Genomic DNA, 15,904 nt, shown 5'->3' with positions numbered 1-15,904 from the left:
CGTCGGACACGCAGTGCAGGACGACACCCCGGACCGGACATCACGGTGCGAGGAAGACGACCCCGCTGCGGTCTTCCTGCCTCCGGGCCACCCGGACAGCAGCGCCGAAGGCGATGCTACGGAAGTACTCCGCCTTCACCCGCTCGACCGGAATGATGTCCTCTGCCGCCGCAGCACTCAAGTGCGCCTTGACGCCCTTCTCCCACACGACGGCCGACACGCAGGGACGGGAGATCCACGCGTCGAAAAGGACCGCCTGGGCGATCTTGGCCTCGCTGTCATGCGCCATGATCCGCTTCCGGACCTGCGCTTTGTCCTCCTTCTTCGTCCGGCCGACCTTGACGTACGACAGCTTCGAGCACATGGACCGGAAGAACAGGACGTACAGCCGGTCACCGACGACGTCGAGCGAACCCCCCTTGTACTCCAGGTCCCTCCACGACTGGTGCCGTACCGCCGCGACGACCTCCGCGGGCGGCAGACGCCCGGCGTCGAAGTACTCGCCCAGCAGCACCCTCGCCGTCAAGGAGTCCAGATACGGATCCCTGTACTGCACATTCAGCCTCATCGACGGCAACGCCTGCTGCTCCCACTGCGGCGCATCGGCGACGGATTGCTGCTCGTCGCCGAAGTACTGCTTGGTGTAGAGGTCCTTTTCTCGCATGTCCAAGATTGTGGTGCGGCAGCGCCGCCGGCAGAAGAGCACCTCGGCCAAGGGGCACCTGCTGGATACCCCGTCCCGGCGAAGACGAAGAGACCGGGACCATCCGAGACGTGTTCGTGGCGGAACGCCCGGCTGGGACGAGCCTCTCGGATTCGAGCAGTCCCAACCGGGCGCGGCGCCGGTCGGTCCGCTCGATCGCGGCGCTGGGCGGTAGCGTCCGGTGACATGACGAAACCTCGCCCGTTCCGGTACTCCCCGCTGAGGGCCGCCGGATCGCCTTCGTGGGGAAGGGGGGCGCGGGCAAGTCGACGACGCTCGCGCACTTCCTCGCCTACTGGAAGTCGTACGGCGTGCCGTGCATCGGCATCGACACCGACGTACCCGGAGAAGACGAGAACGGCACCCTCTACGAACACGCTCAGGTGGCCGACCTGGGCGCCCCGGTCTACCCCGCGCCCGGCATTCACCAGATCCGCAACGAGGCCATGCGGCTGTGCCCGGAGAAGGGACTGTGCGCCCTGGACACGGGGGCGTGGGAGCGGAAAAAGGACGGCCCACACCTGCCGGTGCTGGCCGCGGTAGACCTGGCCGTGCTGTGCCTCCAGCCGACAGGCAACGAGGTGCAGCGGGCCGGATCGGTGCTCGGCGCCATCGAGTCCCTGAGCGCGACGGGCGCCCGCGCCCCCCGGCTCGTCATCCTGCTGACGATGGTCGACCCCAGCACGGCGACGCCAGACGACGTGGACACGGAGCTGACGGAGGCGGGGTACAGCGTGCTGCGGAACAGGTATGCGCTGTCCAACGCTCGCAACGGGTACGCGCAGTCCTGGGGTAAGCCGATCAAGACCAGGCCCGACACGAACATGGACAAGATGGCTCGGGAGATCCTGGATGTGGTGGCCCGGTGAGCAAGGCATCGGAGAAGTCCCGGGGGGCCATCGGAGCCGCGCTCCGCAACGGCCTGGACAGGCGTGGCGGCGGCGCTCCGCTGCCCGCGCAGGCGGGCTCCGGCACTGAGGTGGAGCTGAGCCCCGGCGAGCGGCTGCACGCCCTGGAGACGCGTATCGAGGCGTCTTTGGGCCAGTACCAGCAGGGCCTCCGGCGGCTGCACGCCCGGCACCGCGTGGAGGTCGGGCAGCTCCTCGACGAGATCAACGAATCCGGGCTGTGGCAGCTGGAGGGGCACAAGAAGTTCGGGCACTACGTCAAGGCGCGGTGGGGCTGGGACCGCTCATACGGGTACCGCCTCATCGACCTGGCCCTGGTCCACCGAGCGCTCGCCCCGCTCGGCCCGGCCGTGCTCGACAGCGTGGTGGAGTCGCACGCCCGGGAGCTGGCCCCGGTCGTCAAGGTCAACGGCGACGAGGGCGCCCGGGACTTCGTGCAGGCTCTCCGGCCGGAGGCCGGGGGGAAGGGGGTCACCGCTGCGGTGATCGCGGCTCGGCGTGACCGGGAAGGGCTGGGTGCCCCCTCCGACCAGTCGCCAATTGGCGACCGTGACGAGGACGAGGTGGTGGACGCGGAGCTGGTGGAGGACGACGAGGACACGGCGGAGAAGGTCGGCCAGACCATCCGGGCCGCTGCCGACACGGCGGAGAAGGCGCTGCGGCAGCTGAACGAGGCGCTGGCGCTCGGCGCGGCACCGTTCCACCGTGGGGAGACTGCCGTGGATCTCTCCCGCATTCGTACGGCCGCCGTACGGATGCAGCGGCGGGCGGACGGAACGCCCGGCCCGGTCGACTCGTAGGGTGAGCACAGCAGAAGGGCCCCGCACAGCGGGGCCCTTCTTCGTTGCCGCATCGGCTGGGTCAGCTCGGCCGGGGAGTGCTGGACTTCGCCGGCCCCGGAAGGGGGCGGCCTCGTCAGGGTGCGGGAACCGGATCGGCGAGGGCGCGGTCGAGCGCGGTGTGCAGGGTCTCGACGAGCCGGGCGCGGATCCGGGCCTGCGCGAGAGGTGCCCTGCGGAAGGGGTGTGAGGGGGCGTCGAGCCGTCGTTGTGCCTCCTGGATCGTGATGGCGGCGCCCGCCTGCTCGGTGACGGACATGGGGTGTCCCTTGGGGAGGGTCGCGAGCGCGGTGGCCAGTTCGGCGATCAGGATCGTGAGGTAGCCGGAGAGCAGCAGGGCGGTCTGCTCGATGTCGGCCTGGGCGGGGGCGTCGGTGCCCTGCCCCCAGCGCAGTACGGCTGCCGCGAGCGCGCCGTTGGCGTCGCGGTCGAGCGGGATGTCGGAGTCCCAGGAGCCGGTGGGGTCGTGGACGACGCTGCCGTAGGTCATGGCCGTACTCCTGTCAGGATCGCGTCGAGCATGGGCTTGACGGAGGCGAGGGAGACTCCGTGCTCCTGCAGGTACTGCTGCTCGGCGCGCCAGATGTTCCAGGTCCAGCCGAGGTGCAGGGCCTCGGGGACCACGACCACGTGGACGGTCTTGAGCCGGGCCAGGCCGCGCAGAGCGGACCAGCCGGGGCGGTCCTGTGGGGGTGTGGTCAGGAGGCAGCTGTCGACGATGGAGGCGCCGTCGATGATCGTCCAGCCCTTCGAGCGGGCGATCTGCGCTGTCGCCGCGAGGAGTTCCCGGCTGGTCCGGGGGCCGGGCTCGCACACGTACAGTGCGGCTCCGGTGATCCGGCGGGCGGGGAGTTCGGGCGGGGGGATGTCGGGCACGGGGGCCTCCCGAGGGCGGTGTCGGTGTCGGCTTCTCCCAGACAACCGCGCTCCCCTGGTGCGCGGGCATATCGAAGTGTGCGTTTCTGCCCGCGCGGACTGTAGCGAATTGACTTCTTCTTGACCCTCGCGGAGGGGGTCGGGGCCTCTACGGTGAAGGGATGCCCCACGTACGTAATCAGGCGTTAGTCGACTGGATGGCGAAGGAGGGCTGGACGTCGGCGGAGCTGGCGAAGGCGCTCAACGACGCGGTCCGCGGGAAGACCGGCCGGACGGCGGCGCGCGGCGGCCTGACCGACGTGACGATCCGCAAATGGCGCTCCGGTGAGACGACATGGCCTCAGACCAGGAGCAGGATGGCCCTGGAGCAGGTCAGCGGGCGCCCGGCGACCGGCTTAGGTTTCGTCCCACCCGACCGCCGCCGCACGTCTCCCGCTCCGGAGGACCCGATGCTCCGCCGCACTCTCCTCGCCGCCGCCGCGTCGGCCACCGGCTCGGCCGTCCTGGGCGGCGGCCCCCCGTCCGTCGGCGGCGCCGACGTCCTGCGCCTGCGTCAGCAGCTCGACACCGTCAACGCCCTCGACGACGCCCGGGGCGGTCACGACCGCGTCGAGCGGGCCGCGCTCGCCGGGGCGGAGGAAGCCGTCGCGCTCCAGGCGCGGGCTGCCACCCAGGCAACCCGGCAGCGCCTGTTCGCGCTCGCCGCCGACTACACCGCCACCGCCGCCTGGTCGTGCGTCGATGCCCGGGAGCTGCCCCGCGCGCAGACCCACCTCGACCGCGCCCTCTACCTTTCCGGGCTCGCCCAGGACTCGTCCCTGACCATGCGGACCTGGAACTCGATCTCGATGCGCGCCCACCAGCAGGGCGCCCACACCGAGGCTCTCGCAGCCGCGCAGGCTGCGCGGGCGACGGCGGTCACCCGCCGCGACCCGCTGTACGCGAGCCTCGCCCACGCCCGTGCGGCCGTCGCGCACGCCTACCTCGGCGAGGCGCGCAACGCGCTGCGGGCCCTCGACCTCGCCTCCGCCGCGCTCGGCCGGGCCGACGACCGGCCCCGCTCCAGCTGGATCGCGTTCTACGGGCCCGCCGAGCTCCACGCCCTGACCGCGATCGTCCTCGACCGCCTCGGCGACCCGCCCGCAGCGGAGGCGGCCTCCTTCCGGGCCCTGGCGGTGCTCCCGCCGGGCTTCCGCCGCAACCGGGCGCTGGCGACGGTCCGGCTGTCGCTCGCCCAGCTCCACCAGGGCGACGTCGAGCAGGCCACCGCCACCACCGAAGGTGTCTTCACGGAGATGGCCGGGGCGCCCCTGCCGGGCCGGATGCGCTCCCTGCTCGGGACCTTCCACCGCGACCTGATCAGTACCGCCGCCGACTCGTCCCTGGCCCGCGACTGGGCCGACCGCTACCGCACCGAATGGAGCCGACCGTGACCACTCCGCCCGCGTACTCCCTGGTCCGCTACGGCCCCGGCCAGGCCGCCGACATCCGCCAGCTCCTCCTCGACGTCCACGCCGACACCTACGCGGACGAGCGCGACGAGTTCCACGACACCGACCGGTTCGCCTGGTTCGTCGACCACTGGAGCGCGCTGCCCGGCTTCGACGTCGTCGTCGGGTACGACGGCGGCGAGCCCGCCGGGTACGCGTACGGGGCCCCGGCCGTCCACGGCCGCGAGTGGTGGCGCGACTACCTCGACCCGGCACCGGCCGCCACCGAGACGTTCAGCCTCTCGGAGCTGATGGTCCGTCCGAGGTGGCAGGGCACCGGCCTGTCCGTCCTGCTCCACGACGAGCTCGTCGGCCGGCGCCCCGAACCGCTGACGGTCCTCCTCGTCGACACCGAGCACCCCCGTGTCCAGGCCCTCTACGAGAGCTGGGGCTACACGAAGGCGGGCGAGCGGCAGCCCTTCGCCGACTCCCCCGTGTACGCCGTGATGGTCCGCGGGCTGCCGTAGTGGACTACGAGAAGCCCACGTCGGTCTACCGGCTCTACGACGAGATTGACGCGCTGCTCTACATCGGCATGACGAGCACTCCTGCGACACGGTGGCAGGAGCACCGCAAGGAGATGCTGTGGTGGCCCGAGGTCAGCGAGAAGCGCTTCACCTGGTACGACAACCGGATCGACGCCTGGGATGCGGAGCGCCAGGCGATCCACCAGGAGGCTCCCCGGTACAACAAGAGCACCTCGCCGGACCGGGTCCCGTACCTCCCGCCCGGCATTCCGCCCCAGCCGTTCGGAGCCCGCACCGCCTACCAGTACCGTGAGACACGCGGCGGCTACCGCATCCAGTGGTACCTATGGCGACTGCGCCTCCAGGACGCGCTGGAGACGTCCCGGGAGCAGAACGACGACACCGGGCCTGAGTGACGAGGAGTCCTGTGAAGCTGGTGCCCGGCGCCCTACCCCGTGTTGAGGAGCGCTCGGACGAGACCTCCGTCAGCGCCTGCGACCTCGCGGAGACAGCGGGCATCCACGGCTGGAACCTCGCGGCCGCCGACGAGACCTGGGGACGATCGAGACTCTGGCCGACGCCCTGGGCGCCATCGGCCCGGAAATCCGACACGTCCTCGCAGCGGTGACGGCCGCGACCTCGACCGCCCGCCGTCGCCTCGGTCTGCCGGTCGAGACGGAACCCGTCCCGGCCGCTGCACCGCCGCCGCCCGCTCCTCGTGGCGGGCGCGGTCCCCGGCGTCGCGGGCTCGGGCCCGGCTATCTGGGCATCGGCACCCCCACTCCCCCGGCCGGTGACACGCAGGGTGTAGCCCTGGCCGCGCCGTACGGTCATGCCCTGGGAGCGACTGGCTCCTGGCGCACGGAGGCCCGGCTCGGACGGGCCGGATCGTTTTCGCCAGGTACCTGACCCCAACCGGGCGGTATCCCCGTCCTGGACTGCCCGGACCGAGCGGGCCCATCACGGTCCAGGCCATTCGCTCCCGATCCCCGCGCCGCGCCGCCGAGATCCTGACACAGTGGGCTGTGTCCAGGACAGCTACCCGCCCAGCGGGTACGACGGAAAGGGCACCACATGCGTTCGCACAGACTGGTGAAGACGCTTGCCACCGCGACGGCGCTGGTCAGCATCACCGCCGGAAGCCTGGCGGTCTCTGGCTCCGCCTTCGCGGCAACGCCGGACAGGCATCAGGCCGTGTCCTCCGGGCCCGCCTCGGTGACCGAGGTGAACAACCTGGGCCTGAACAGCGACCTGGCGAAGCGAGTCCAGCTCGGACTCAGCGCCAGCTGGGGCTACACCGGTGCGATCGACGGCCAGCTCGGGACGGGCAGCTGGGTGGCTCTGCAGCGTTCCCTGAGGGACTACGGCTACACCGGTGCCCTCGACGGCATCGTGGGCACGGGAACCATCAAGGCCCTGCAGAGGGCGCTCAGCCCGCGGTTCTACAGCGGGGCTATCGACGGCATCGCTGGGCCCGCGACCAGGTCCGCCTTCGCGGCGTGGGCCCGCACGCTTCCCATGGACTGACAGCGGAAGGCCCGGGACGACCGGGACGCGGAACCGAGGCCCGCGAGACGCTGTGAAGCGTCTCACGGGCCTCCTGTGTTCTCCCGCCACCGGCAATATCGAGCACAGGGCCCCGGGCAGATCGCCCTCGCTCACGGGGCGCTACATGTCCGCCTGCCGTAGCAGTACGAGGGCCCCTATTCGAGCGCGAACTTCTTCATGCAACCGCCGCACATGATGTTGCGGCGTTCCAGAGCCCGGGGGGAGGCCCGGATGACGGTTGGTGGGGTGCACTCACAGACGGCCTTCACGTAGTTGCGGTCCTCCTTCTCCTTGACCGGCGGAGGAGTCTGCTCGTCGTCTGCCTCGGCTCCGGTCGTTTCCTCGGTGCTGCCGCCGCTGGTCGACCCTCCGCTGCCGGTGCCGCCCAGACGCAAGGCCCACGGGGCGATCCGGGTAGCCCGGATCGCCTTGTCCACGGCCGCGATCTCGTCGGCGTACGCGGCTTTGGTCTCCTCCGTCATGTGTGTGAAGGCGAACCCGTACTTCTTCGCCCGGTTCGCGTTGGGGTCCGCCTGGGCCACGAGCCCGAGCTCCTTGGCCCCACTCCTGAACTCCTTGTTGTGGTACTGACCGACGGAGCAGTCTTTCGTCCCCCGTGCCGTGTTCAGCGCGTGGACGGCCTCGTGGATGAGCGTGCCGACGACCTTCTCCGCTCCCCTATCGAGTCCTTCGGCGGTCACGAAGACCTCATGGTGGGGCGGGAGAAGTGCGCGACTTTCAGGGCGCTCTCGGGGTATCGCCGAGGTGAGCCCAAAAGGGGCCATGGGATGATCTTGAAGCTCTGGTGAGTCACCGTACGGTCTGCGGCTGGGTCCGGGGGCCTGGGAGTTCGCCAGTCTGGAGGGCGGCGAAGTCGGCATGGGCCGCCTCGACCGCTTCGGGGTACGCCTCGCGCTTGGTGTGCTCGGCGAGTGCCCGGTAGACGCTGGCGACGGACGGGCTCAGCCCTTTGCGCTTGCCGGTGGGGATGATCAGGTCGGGCTGGATCTGCTCGACGGACTCGCCGTTCGCCCTCCGCCGGAGCACGGTGTGCAGCATGTCGTCGGTGATGACCGGCGGCCGGCCGCCGTGCTTGCCCTTGCGGGCCGCGGTGTCGAGCCCCTCCAGCGTCGACTCTCGGATGTTCTCCCGCTCGGTCTCCGCCATCGCCGCGAAGAACGCGAACAGCAGCGGCGCCGCGCCGGTGGGGTCGTAGATGCCGGGCAGGGGCCCGGCGAGCATCTCCAGGACCAGGCCGTGGGCGGTGAGGTGGTCGGCGAGCGCGGTGAGTTCGGCGGCGTCGCGGCCGAGCCGCTTCATCTCGTACACGGTGAAGCTGACCCGGCAGTGCGGGGCGTGTGCCTTGATCTCCCGCGCCGTACGAAGGGCCGCCTCGAACTGCGGGCGGACCCGGACCCGGGTGCTGATCTTCTCGCTGAAGATCTTGTCGCGGGGGATGCCGTGCGCGGTGAGCGCGTCGAGCTGGGAGCCGAGTTCCTGACCGAGGGTCGAGCAACGGGCGTAGCCGATGCGGATGTCCGCGCCCGGGGTGTCCGCGGTGGCCGGAGCCGGGGGCGGGGTGCCGGGCCGCCAGGGCTTGCCGGGGTTGCGGTCCGCGGGGGTCGGCACCCGCAGCACCTTCTTCAGGCGGGGAACCTGGGTGAAGCGGCGGGTGTGGTAGGCGGAGGCGACCGCGCCGCCGCGCGAGCGGCACGGCGAGCCGGGCTGTGCGCCGCACTTCGGACAGGTGTGCTGTTCGATGTCGTCCGCGTCCGGCCGGTCGGCCGGGGAGGGGTGCTGAGGGTCCGTCATGGGCCCGGATTTTCGCACAATGCAACTCTCAGAAGGGGGTCCGTTCCTCTTTTGAGTGAGAACAGGTTCTGCAAACCGGAACCGGTCCCGGCGGTCTCAGGCGGCCCGTTCTTGATCTTGCTCGGGCAAAGGACCGTTTGTGAGAGGCAGACGAAAGAACGGGTGCCACCAGATCTGATGTTCAGATCTGCTTGACAGATCCTGTGGTCAGATCCACTACTTAGATCTGATCGGCACCCGCGCGGGTGCCTATGTGGAATGGGAGAGGTATGAGCAAGCAGGCTTTGGCGACGATCCAGATCGCTGGCGCGCTGTGTGTGCAGCGGGGAACCCGCATGCTTCAGGCGTTCGCCGACGCCTTCACGGTGTCGGAGCACCAAGAGGTCGACATCTTCGATCCGGACACCAGCGAGGGCTACCAGAGGGCGCCTGTCACCGCCCGGGTACGCAAGGCGGCCCGCTACTACGACGAGAAGAAGGGGCGAATGCCGAACCCCCTGCTCGTCAATATCCGCAAGATCGACATGGACGAAGAGCGAGTGGTCGTCGTTGTGGACGGCGATCAGGCGGGATACGAGAACGCCGTACTCGAAGGCGGCAACTGGATCGGCACGGGCCGCATCGAGTTCACCGACGACGTGTCGCTGTGGATCTACGACGGCCAGCACCGGGCGGGCGGCCTGAACCAGCTGCTCAGTGAGCAGGAAGCTTTCGAGGACTTCCCCGTTCCGATCAGTCTCACCCTGGGGCTCGACCCGGGAGAGGAGATGCGGGAGTTCTACGAGGTGAACACCAACGCGGCCAGCGTCAAGACTGACCTTGCCTGGCAGCTCCTGACCAAGATGGCAGAGGAAGACCCGGAGCTTCGGGAGATGCTCGCGGCCGAGGACCGGGACTGGATCACCCGCGCCTACGCGGTTGTGGACGAGCTGGAAAAGCTGACCGGCCCCTGGCAGGGGCGGTTCCAGGAGGCCAACCGTCGCAAGACCAGGGGGGACGGCGTGACGATTCCCAAACCGCAGTTCGCCCGGTCCCTGAAGCCGGTGCTCGACATGCCGTCGTTCAAGCGTGCCGAAGCCTCGATCGTGGCAGCCGTTCTCAACGCCTACTGGTCTGGGATCAAGCAGGTCATGCCCGAGCCCTTCGACGAAGCTCAGGACTTCGTCCTCCAGAAGGGCAGCGGAGCCGTCGCACTCCACCGAGTGCTGCCACAGGTGATCGAAGTGGTCCGCAGCAATGGAGGGGGGCTCGGCCAGCCCTCCGAGTACGCCAAGGTCATGAAGGATCTGCCCACCCTTGAGGGCGAGTCCGTTGACAACGACGGCCAGCTGTCGACGCGCTCTGGCGCCGACTTCTGGAGGGTGGGCTCGGTCGCTTCCGGATTCAGCGGGGACGCCGGCAGGCGGCGACTGGGCCTGCTCATCCAGAGCCGCCTGCCTTCACCCGCGGAGACCATCCAGCTCTGATGCCCTGGTGCGGCGGCGCGATGTGTGCCGCCGCCGCGCCGTCGCCCGCAGGACCTGGACACCCCGGACTGCGGCTGAGCCTCGATCAGTCTGATCATCGGCTCGCCCAACACCATCCAGCAGGAAGAACCGAAGCCCCGGCCACCCCGAGCCGTTCCAGCGGCACGGAGAAACGGGGCAACTCCATCCGATACACGTTAGAGAGGTTTTATGACTACCAGCGAGAAGCACTCTTTCCCCTCACCGGCAGACCTTGCCCGTCAAGCGACGCAACCGTCCGGGACACGGCCTCCCCGTGTATCGGGCCTGTCTGGCAACGCGCTCTTCGAGTACGCGCACATGGGGTACGTGAGATCGGGAGCCAGTCTCCGCGACGGCATCGGCGACCCCGACCTCTTCGACCGGTTGGCCGACATGGCGGAGCCCGAGAACTGGGATGGACGGGAGGGGGAGCCGCCGGGCGGCAATCGCATCCTGCGTAACTACATCCGGTGGACGTTCGAGCGTGCACACCAGCAGGGCAAGATCTCGACAAGCGCCGATGGCTCCTTCTCCGCCTTCAACACGGGACTGGCGACTGCTCGGCAGGAGACGATCTACGGGCTCTTCCGGCGCAACGACCGTCCCGACAGCCAGCCATGGGCCTTCGTCGACTGGCGCTTGGAGAGCAAGCGTGACTTCATGGAGCACTTCCCGCCCTCCCTGCGCCCCGGTTTCGTGACGTACACCGAGAGCCCGGCGGACTACATCTACGACTGGCGCCGGGAACTCGTCGTGAGTGTGGACCACATCCTCGACGACCAGGGAAACCTTGCCCGGTTCCCCACATCTCTCCAGAGCAGCCCCCACCTTGCGCGCATGGCCTTGAAGGGAGCCATCGACGGAGCGGAGGGCCGGGTCCTCCGCAACTACAAGGCGGCCGTCCCCACGTGGTACCCGGCGCAGGACACCGTCCAGCTCCTGCTCCCGCTCTCTCTCCTCGACGCCGGCGTGGTGGACCTTGCCCTGGTGGTCTCCCGGCAGGGGGAGTTCTACCGGGGCCACACCGTCCTCACCACTGCGATGGCATACAGCAACGCCCGGTTGCTTGCGCGCCCCGACAGCGACTGGCTGCAACCCGCTGCCGACGATGAGGTGCAGTGACCGGTCTCGGTACTGGAACATCGGTACAGCGGTTGGTGCTGAGGACGATCCTCACCGGCGATGACCTGAATCGAAGGGCCTGCGGCCATGTCACCGCGCGCGAACAGCACCAAGCACACATTGTTGCTCCTGCCTTACGAGCAGTGGTTCGCCGAGGGCCCGGCCGCACGTCGGTCCGGGCCCCGCAGCGTCGTGGAGAGCGTGCTGCGCGCGGGCCGTCGCCGTGGCGTCCTGCGTACGCGCGGAAAGGGGGACGCCCTGAGCGTCATGCGGATCTGCACCCGCGTCGGCGCTTCGCCTGACGCTCGCACAGCGCGCAGTCGCGGAGTCTCGGTTACGGCCGTCTCCTCGACCTCGACCACATCGGCGCTCGCGGCCGTCTGCTCGACGGCGCCCGCGGGCGCCTCGTCGTGTTCGGCCTTGCGGTCGTCCAGGTGGCTCTTGAGCTTCATGCCCGCGTACACCAGCCCACCGCCCACCGTCGCCGACACCGCGGCGACGCCCGCGACAACACCGGTCGCGGAGCGCAGGCCCGCGTGACCGACGATCTTGTTGCCAGTCCCGCGCAGCAGGGCCCGGAGCACGCCGGGAGTGCTCGATTCGGACAGCGCCGTCCAGTCCGGGTGCTCGACCACTTTCAAGGTGTAGCGCACGCCGTCCTTGACCCAGCTCATGTCCATGGCGTCACTGTACGGGCGCTCCCCCGCCTCGTGGGGCGGAACCGGGTGTTCTTCGCCGCCGCAGGCGACCGGGGTGTGCGCTCGACGGCAGCCAGGTCCTCCCCGCAGTCCCGGCCCAGCGCAAGGCCCGCCGCGAGTACGAGAACCGGGTCAGCCTGCTCACGCCCTGACCAAGATCGTTCTCAGCGCCAACCGCTGTACCGATGTTCCCCGAGGCCGGTAGCCCGCGGCCGGGCCGGCCACGGGTGGTTCAAGCGAGGAGGCCCAGGAGACGGGTGAAGGTGTGGCAGCTGCCGCCCTCGCAGAACAGGATGTCGCGCTCGTGCTCGCGCATCCAGCAGGAGGTGCACAGTCCGCTGCGGCGGACATGCCGGTTGGTCCAGAAGGCGAGTTCGACGCCGGAGCGGTGCGCACCGGTCCTCGGACGGCAGGCGCCACCAGGCAGGCGAGACCAGCACGGTGGCCCACGCACGCGCCCTGGGAACCAGGTCGTCGAGGCTCGTGGTCGTCGCGGTCACCGCTGGTGCTCGATCGGTGTGCCGTCGGCAGCGCGGGCCTTGGTCTCGGAGTCGCGGAAGGCGTACGGGGTGCGGCCGGGGAAGCCGTGCCCGTTCGGGCAGGTGTGCCAGGCCTGCTTGAAGCCGGGCTCGTCCTCGACCTCCGTCTCCCACACGGTCTCGCCGAACCACTGGGCATCGGTCGGGCAATACCACTGCTCAGGGCCGCTGTTGGCGGTGTTCACGGGTCCCCCCTCTGTCAGGCCGCTTCGGTGAAGCCGGTGCTGGTCAGATCCTGCTCGCGCAAGGGAGCGAAGTCGACGTCGAGCTTCGGGTCGTAGGCGTCGGGCTCGATGCCGAGTTCGTGGGTGGAGTACTCGCCGAACCGGTTGATGTGCTCGGTCAGGTACGGCGAGATGTGCGCGAGGTCCTCCGGGTCAATCTCCCACCCTTCCTCCAGGAGCTGGCGCACGATCTCGGCGATGTCCAGGGCGCTGTGGAAGATCACCGCGTTCGTGAGCAGCGCGTTGAACTTCATCGCCTTCTCCTGCTCGACGGGGTCGTTGTCGGCGATGACGCCGCGGTTGCCGAAGCCGATCCACTGGGAGAACCGGTTGAACGACTCCACCTTGTTGGTCGCCGCGGTCACCCGGCGCCGCAGCGGCGCGTCCGACAGGTACCGAAGGAGCTGGACGGTGCGGATGACGCGGCCGACCTCGCGGAACGCGGCGTAGGTCGCGTTCTTCTTGGAGCCCGAGCGCAGCCGCTTGAGCAGCGCGGAGGAGGAGATCGCGCCCTCGCGCACGGAGACGGCCACCCGCATCAGGTGGCGGAACTGGGACTCGATCAGGTCGAAGTCGATCGCGTTCTTGCCCGCCTCGCCGAACAGGGCGTCGATGTGCACGTACTCCGTGGTCTTGCTGGGCCGGTAGAAGGTCATGCCCTTCCAGTTCCTGATCCTGGGCATCAGGTCGAAGCCCAGCAGGTGCGCGAGCGCGAAGACCGGCTGGGACTGGCCCTGGGTATCGGCGTGCACGGTAGTCGGCTTCACCTCGGACGTGTTCTTCAGCAGTCCCTCGATGATGTAGACGGCCTCCCACACCCCGCACGGGATGAAGTGCGTGAACAGCGCGATGTAGGTGTCCGAGACGTGGTGGTAGGCGATCCCGCCCGGCTTGCCGTACCTGACGGACGTCTCGGCGAGCAGGTTGTCGAGGTAGGTGTCCATGTGGGTGCCGTCCGCGGCCACCGCAGTGCCGTCGCCCCATGCCTGGGAGATGTCGAGGCGGGCGTGGGCGTTGACCAGGTCGGCGATCGCCTCGTTCAGCAGCACCAGGGAGAAGTGCCGGTTCGCCGTGTACGCCAGCTCGTGCCCGCTCACCCCGGGGATGTGCCGGGCGGCCTCGTACAGGCCCATGTTGGTGCCCGTCACGAACGTGGTGATCACATACCTGCCAAAGGGATCGGCGAGCTTGGGCTCGTTGCCGGAGGCCGGGCCGAACCGGCGCCACCACTCCACCCAGTACGCGGTCCGGGCCAAGATCCCCATCAGGGAGCGCTCCGGCATCCGGGCCTTGATCTCCTCTTCCAGCCGCTTCGCCGAGGGCCGCTGACCGTCAGCCCTGAACGCCTTGAGCGACGGGATGCCGGTCTCCGGGTCGATGACCAGGCCCTCGTTGTCCGGGTAACCGGCGTCCGCCGCCGCAGCGGCGCCGCGCAGCTTGTCCTCCAGCTGTCGGCGGAAGAACGCGGCGTCGAACTCGGCCGCCTCGCCCTCCTCGCAAAGGCCGACCTCCACCAGGTAGGACCCCAGCGTCTCCTGCACGGCCTCCCAGTCCAGCAGTTGCTCGGACCAGTCGGCGTACTCCTCCGAGCCCACCACGGCCACGTCGCCGGTGCGCAGTTCCTCCGCGAGCGCGGTGAAGACCATCGCCTCGAAGTGCTTGCGCACGAACTGCCCCGGACGGGTCTTGTCGAGGACGGCCTTCTGCCAGTTCTGCGTGGCGAAGGAGATGTCCACCGCGCGGCCGTCCTCGCCGAGGGCGCTGATGTACTCGCCGCGCGCGGCCTGGTGCCGCTGGGCATGTGCGAGCGCGTCCAGGACCCGGCCGTCCTCCGAGGTGGCGGTGAACTCCAGCTTCTCGGCCAGATCGAACATCACCGCCCGGTCCCGGCCGATCTGCCCGTACAGCAGCACCTCCCAGAAGTTGCCGTGATGGGCGGACACCTTCTCGATCTGCTCGTACTGCCCCGCGAACCCGCCAAAGCCCTCCACCGCCTTCGTCACCACGCCGAACCCGCCGGCCTGCACCACCTGGGCCCTGGCCAGGGCGAGGACAGCCGGGGAGACCCGGCCCTCCAGCCGCGCGGCGACCTCGTCCACCGACGGTTCCTCGTCCAAGCCCTCAAGGGCCTGGAGGACCCCGGCGGTCATGGCAGCGGCCTTCTCCAGCGCCTCCTGGGCCGGGCCACCCTCGTCGATGCTCTTGAGCACCGTGCGGTAGTTCCCGATCAGGGTCTCGACGATCTCCCGCTCGGCCAGCCGGATCTCCTCCAGCTCCACCTTGGCCTTCTCGATCTTCAGCGCCACGCGCTTGCAGAACATCGCCGCCAGGTCGTCGCGGACCCGCATCCGTGCCTTGTGCACCAGGCACGCCACCAGCGCGAGGCGCTTGACAGGCTGGTAGTCCCGCAGCTCCGCCACGTCGGCCGCGTCCGCCTCCCCGGCGAAGTCGGTGATCTTCCCCGCCGCGATGCCGTCCATCCACACGCCCGTGTCACCGAGCCCGTCCACCCACTCCAGCCTCTTGGCCAGGTTCTTGAAGTGCGACCAGGTCGGGCCCTGAGCAGGCTTCTTGAGCCGGTTGAACAGCGTCGTGCCGTCGCTCTCGCGCTCCTCCAGCAGCCGCAGCACCCCCGCCCGCTCCGGCGCGCTCATCCGCTCATGGATACCCGCGCAGATCGAGGCGTTCACCTCCTTGCGGACGGTCGAGGCCATCGCGTCGAAGGTGGAGAACGCAGGCAGCTCCAGCCCGGCCTCCACCACCTTCTCCAGCGCGATGTTGATCAGGTCCGCCGGCCGGTTCTTCGACGCGGCCTCCTTGCGGATCGACTCCTCGGCGATCCGCCGGGCCCGACCCTGGTCGTAGGCGACACCGACCCGCTGCCGTACCAGCCCTCGGTGGTTCTTCATCGTCTTCGCCGCCCGGTACACCGGCAGCGTGCCCTCCGGCAGCGCTCACCGCCGGGCATCGCCAGGCGCGAGCAGGCTGGTGACTTCGGCGATCGACTCCGGGGACGGCTTGAAGTAGCGGCGGATGTTGTCCGCCTTCTTGTGCCGGGACTCGGCCATCAGCATCAGCTCGGAGGCGCCCTGCTCTCCTAGGGCGTGTCTTCAAAGGGTCATATCCACATCAGGAGTGACGCGATGGTGAGGGCCGCTTCGTAGGACTCGCGGGTTTTGTCGTAGCGGGTG

Annotated in this window: 18 protein-coding genes and 1 pseudogene; 9 read left to right on the top strand and 10 right to left on the bottom strand. The window is 69.5% G+C overall.

Annotation, left to right across the window (positions count from 1 at the left end; all coding sequences use genetic code 11):
- Positions 1 to 40 precede the first annotated feature (40 nt).
- Entirely contained in the window at positions 41 to 664 is a 624-nt protein-coding gene (locus ACIRQY_RS33555; protein ID WP_403932048.1) for a hypothetical protein, read from the bottom strand.
- Positions 665 to 945: 281 nt separating this feature from the next.
- Here ACIRQY_RS33555 and ACIRQY_RS33550 point away from each other — a divergent pair, with 281 nt between their 5' ends.
- Together ACIRQY_RS33550 and ACIRQY_RS33545 are read left to right on the top strand one after the other, a co-directional pair.
- Positions 946 to 1,572 carry a hypothetical protein gene (locus ACIRQY_RS33550; protein WP_403932045.1) on the top strand — a complete coding sequence of 209 codons (627 nt, stop codon included), beginning with the start codon at positions 946 to 948 and terminating at the stop codon, positions 1,570 to 1,572.
- Positions 1,569 to 2,411: a hypothetical protein gene (locus ACIRQY_RS33545; protein ID WP_403932042.1), complete on the top strand. Its 843-nt coding sequence runs from the start codon at positions 1,569 to 1,571 to the stop codon at positions 2,409 to 2,411. Before ACIRQY_RS33550 ends, ACIRQY_RS33545 begins: the two co-directional genes overlap by 4 nt.
- Positions 2,412 to 2,526: 115 nt before the next feature.
- Here the strand turns inward: ACIRQY_RS33545 and ACIRQY_RS33540 are convergent, their stop codons facing one another.
- Together ACIRQY_RS33540 and ACIRQY_RS33535 are read right to left on the bottom strand one after the other, a co-directional pair.
- The gene (locus ACIRQY_RS33540; protein WP_403932039.1) at positions 2,527 to 2,940 is read right to left on the bottom strand and encodes a DUF6415 family natural product biosynthesis protein; all 414 of its coding nucleotides are present in this window, start codon (positions 2,938 to 2,940) and stop codon (positions 2,527 to 2,529) included.
- Positions 2,937 to 3,326 (bottom strand): hypothetical protein, encoded by a 390-nt coding sequence (locus ACIRQY_RS33535; protein WP_403932036.1) that lies wholly within the window; start codon positions 3,324 to 3,326, stop codon positions 2,937 to 2,939. The genes ACIRQY_RS33540 and ACIRQY_RS33535 overlap by 4 nt, the downstream gene beginning before the upstream one ends.
- Positions 3,327 to 3,487: 161 nt before the next feature.
- On the opposite strand from ACIRQY_RS33535, the gene ACIRQY_RS33530 reads away from it, so the two are divergent.
- The 5 genes from ACIRQY_RS33530 to ACIRQY_RS33510 all read left to right on the top strand — a co-directional run bounded on the left by ACIRQY_RS33530 (position 3,488) and on the right by ACIRQY_RS33510 (position 6,810).
- On the top strand, positions 3,488 to 4,759 hold the full coding sequence (locus ACIRQY_RS33530; protein ID WP_403932033.1) for an XRE family transcriptional regulator: 1,272 nt from the start codon (positions 3,488 to 3,490) through the stop codon (positions 4,757 to 4,759).
- Positions 4,744 to 5,283, top strand: a complete 540-nt coding sequence (locus ACIRQY_RS33525; protein ID WP_403932030.1) for a GNAT family N-acetyltransferase — start codon at positions 4,744 to 4,746, stop codon at positions 5,281 to 5,283. Before ACIRQY_RS33530 ends, ACIRQY_RS33525 begins: the two co-directional genes overlap by 16 nt.
- Positions 5,283 to 5,699: a GIY-YIG nuclease family protein gene (locus ACIRQY_RS33520; protein ID WP_403932027.1), complete on the top strand. Its 417-nt coding sequence runs from the start codon at positions 5,283 to 5,285 to the stop codon at positions 5,697 to 5,699. The genes ACIRQY_RS33525 and ACIRQY_RS33520 overlap by 1 nt, the downstream gene beginning before the upstream one ends.
- Before the next feature lie 11 nt (positions 5,700 to 5,710).
- Positions 5,711 to 5,911 (top strand): hypothetical protein, encoded by a 201-nt coding sequence (locus tag ACIRQY_RS33515; RefSeq protein ID WP_403932024.1) that lies wholly within the window; start codon positions 5,711 to 5,713, stop codon positions 5,909 to 5,911.
- 446 nt (positions 5,912 to 6,357) lie between these two features.
- Positions 6,358 to 6,810 (top strand): peptidoglycan-binding protein, encoded by a 453-nt coding sequence (locus tag ACIRQY_RS33510; protein ID WP_403932021.1) that lies wholly within the window; start codon positions 6,358 to 6,360, stop codon positions 6,808 to 6,810.
- A 176-nt stretch (positions 6,811 to 6,986) separates the two neighbouring features.
- Here ACIRQY_RS33510 and ACIRQY_RS33505 read toward each other — a convergent pair whose 3' ends face one another.
- Together ACIRQY_RS33505 and ACIRQY_RS33500 are read right to left on the bottom strand one after the other, a co-directional pair.
- A complete protein-coding gene (locus tag ACIRQY_RS33505; RefSeq protein WP_403932019.1) occupies positions 6,987 to 7,532 on the bottom strand; it encodes a hypothetical protein in 546 nt (181 codons plus the stop codon).
- Between the two features lie 109 nt (positions 7,533 to 7,641).
- Positions 7,642 to 8,643, bottom strand: coding sequence for a recombinase family protein (locus tag ACIRQY_RS33500; protein WP_403932016.1), 1,002 nt, complete (start codon positions 8,641 to 8,643; stop codon positions 7,642 to 7,644).
- A gap of 269 nt (positions 8,644 to 8,912) precedes the next feature.
- Between ACIRQY_RS33500 and ACIRQY_RS33495 the strand changes: the two genes are divergently transcribed.
- Together ACIRQY_RS33495 and ACIRQY_RS33490 are read left to right on the top strand one after the other, a co-directional pair.
- Entirely contained in the window at positions 8,913 to 10,109 is a 1,197-nt protein-coding gene (locus ACIRQY_RS33495) for a DGQHR domain-containing protein (protein ID WP_403932013.1), read from the top strand.
- Positions 10,110 to 10,448: 339 nt separating this feature from the next.
- A complete protein-coding gene (locus ACIRQY_RS33490) occupies positions 10,449 to 11,252 on the top strand; it encodes a DUF3825 domain-containing protein (RefSeq protein WP_403932010.1) in 804 nt (267 codons plus the stop codon).
- A gap of 134 nt (positions 11,253 to 11,386) precedes the next feature.
- Here the strand turns inward: ACIRQY_RS33490 and ACIRQY_RS33485 are convergent, their stop codons facing one another.
- From ACIRQY_RS33485 to ACIRQY_RS33465, 5 genes and pseudogenes are all read right to left on the bottom strand, one after another.
- Complete coding sequence (locus ACIRQY_RS33485; protein ID WP_403932007.1) at positions 11,387 to 11,932, bottom strand: hypothetical protein; 546 nt, start codon at positions 11,930 to 11,932, stop codon at positions 11,387 to 11,389.
- 250 nt (positions 11,933 to 12,182) lie between these two features.
- Positions 12,183 to 12,404, bottom strand: coding sequence for a hypothetical protein (locus ACIRQY_RS33480; RefSeq protein WP_403932004.1), 222 nt, complete (start codon positions 12,402 to 12,404; stop codon positions 12,183 to 12,185).
- A 42-nt stretch (positions 12,405 to 12,446) separates the two neighbouring features.
- A complete protein-coding gene (locus ACIRQY_RS33475) occupies positions 12,447 to 12,674 on the bottom strand; it encodes a hypothetical protein (RefSeq protein ID WP_403932001.1) in 228 nt (75 codons plus the stop codon).
- Positions 12,675 to 12,688: 14 nt separating this feature from the next.
- Positions 12,689 to 15,643, bottom strand: coding sequence for a Tn3 family transposase (locus tag ACIRQY_RS33470; protein ID WP_403931998.1), 2,955 nt, complete (start codon positions 15,641 to 15,643; stop codon positions 12,689 to 12,691).
- 24 nt (positions 15,644 to 15,667) lie between these two features.
- Positions 15,668 to 15,814 (bottom strand): annotated as a pseudogene (locus ACIRQY_RS33465) (site-specific integrase); the annotation flags it as partial.
- Positions 15,815 to 15,904 lie beyond the last annotated feature (90 nt).

Source organism: Streptomyces sp. NPDC101490, from assembly GCF_044767145.1.
GTDB lineage: Bacteria > Actinomycetota > Actinomycetes > Streptomycetales > Streptomycetaceae > Streptomyces.
The sequence above is the reverse complement of the archived record's forward strand: the minus strand, read 5'-3'. Positions and strand labels throughout refer to the sequence as shown.

Bases quoted from the DNA above. Each gene is read 5' to 3' on its own strand.
- ACIRQY_RS33555 (WP_403932048.1), bottom strand. From the start codon at position 664: ATGCGAGAAAAGGACCTCTACACCAAGCAGTACTTCGGCGACGAGCAG.
- ACIRQY_RS33540 (WP_403932039.1), bottom strand. From the start codon at position 2,940: ATGACCTACGGCAGCGTCGTCCACGACCCCACCGGCTCCTGGGACTCC.
- ACIRQY_RS33530 (WP_403932033.1), top strand. From the start codon at position 3,488: ATGCCCCACGTACGTAATCAGGCGTTAGTCGACTGGATGGCGAAGGAG.
- ACIRQY_RS33525 (WP_403932030.1), top strand. From the start codon at position 4,744: ATGGAGCCGACCGTGACCACTCCGCCCGCGTACTCCCTGGTCCGCTAC.
- ACIRQY_RS33510 (WP_403932021.1), top strand. From the start codon at position 6,358: ATGCGTTCGCACAGACTGGTGAAGACGCTTGCCACCGCGACGGCGCTG.
- ACIRQY_RS33500 (WP_403932016.1), bottom strand. From the start codon at position 8,643: ATGACGGACCCTCAGCACCCCTCCCCGGCCGACCGGCCGGACGCGGAC.
- ACIRQY_RS33495 (WP_403932013.1), top strand. From the start codon at position 8,913: ATGAGCAAGCAGGCTTTGGCGACGATCCAGATCGCTGGCGCGCTGTGT.
- ACIRQY_RS33490 (WP_403932010.1), top strand. From the start codon at position 10,449: ATGGGGTACGTGAGATCGGGAGCCAGTCTCCGCGACGGCATCGGCGAC.
- ACIRQY_RS33485 (WP_403932007.1), bottom strand. From the start codon at position 11,932: ATGGACATGAGCTGGGTCAAGGACGGCGTGCGCTACACCTTGAAAGTG.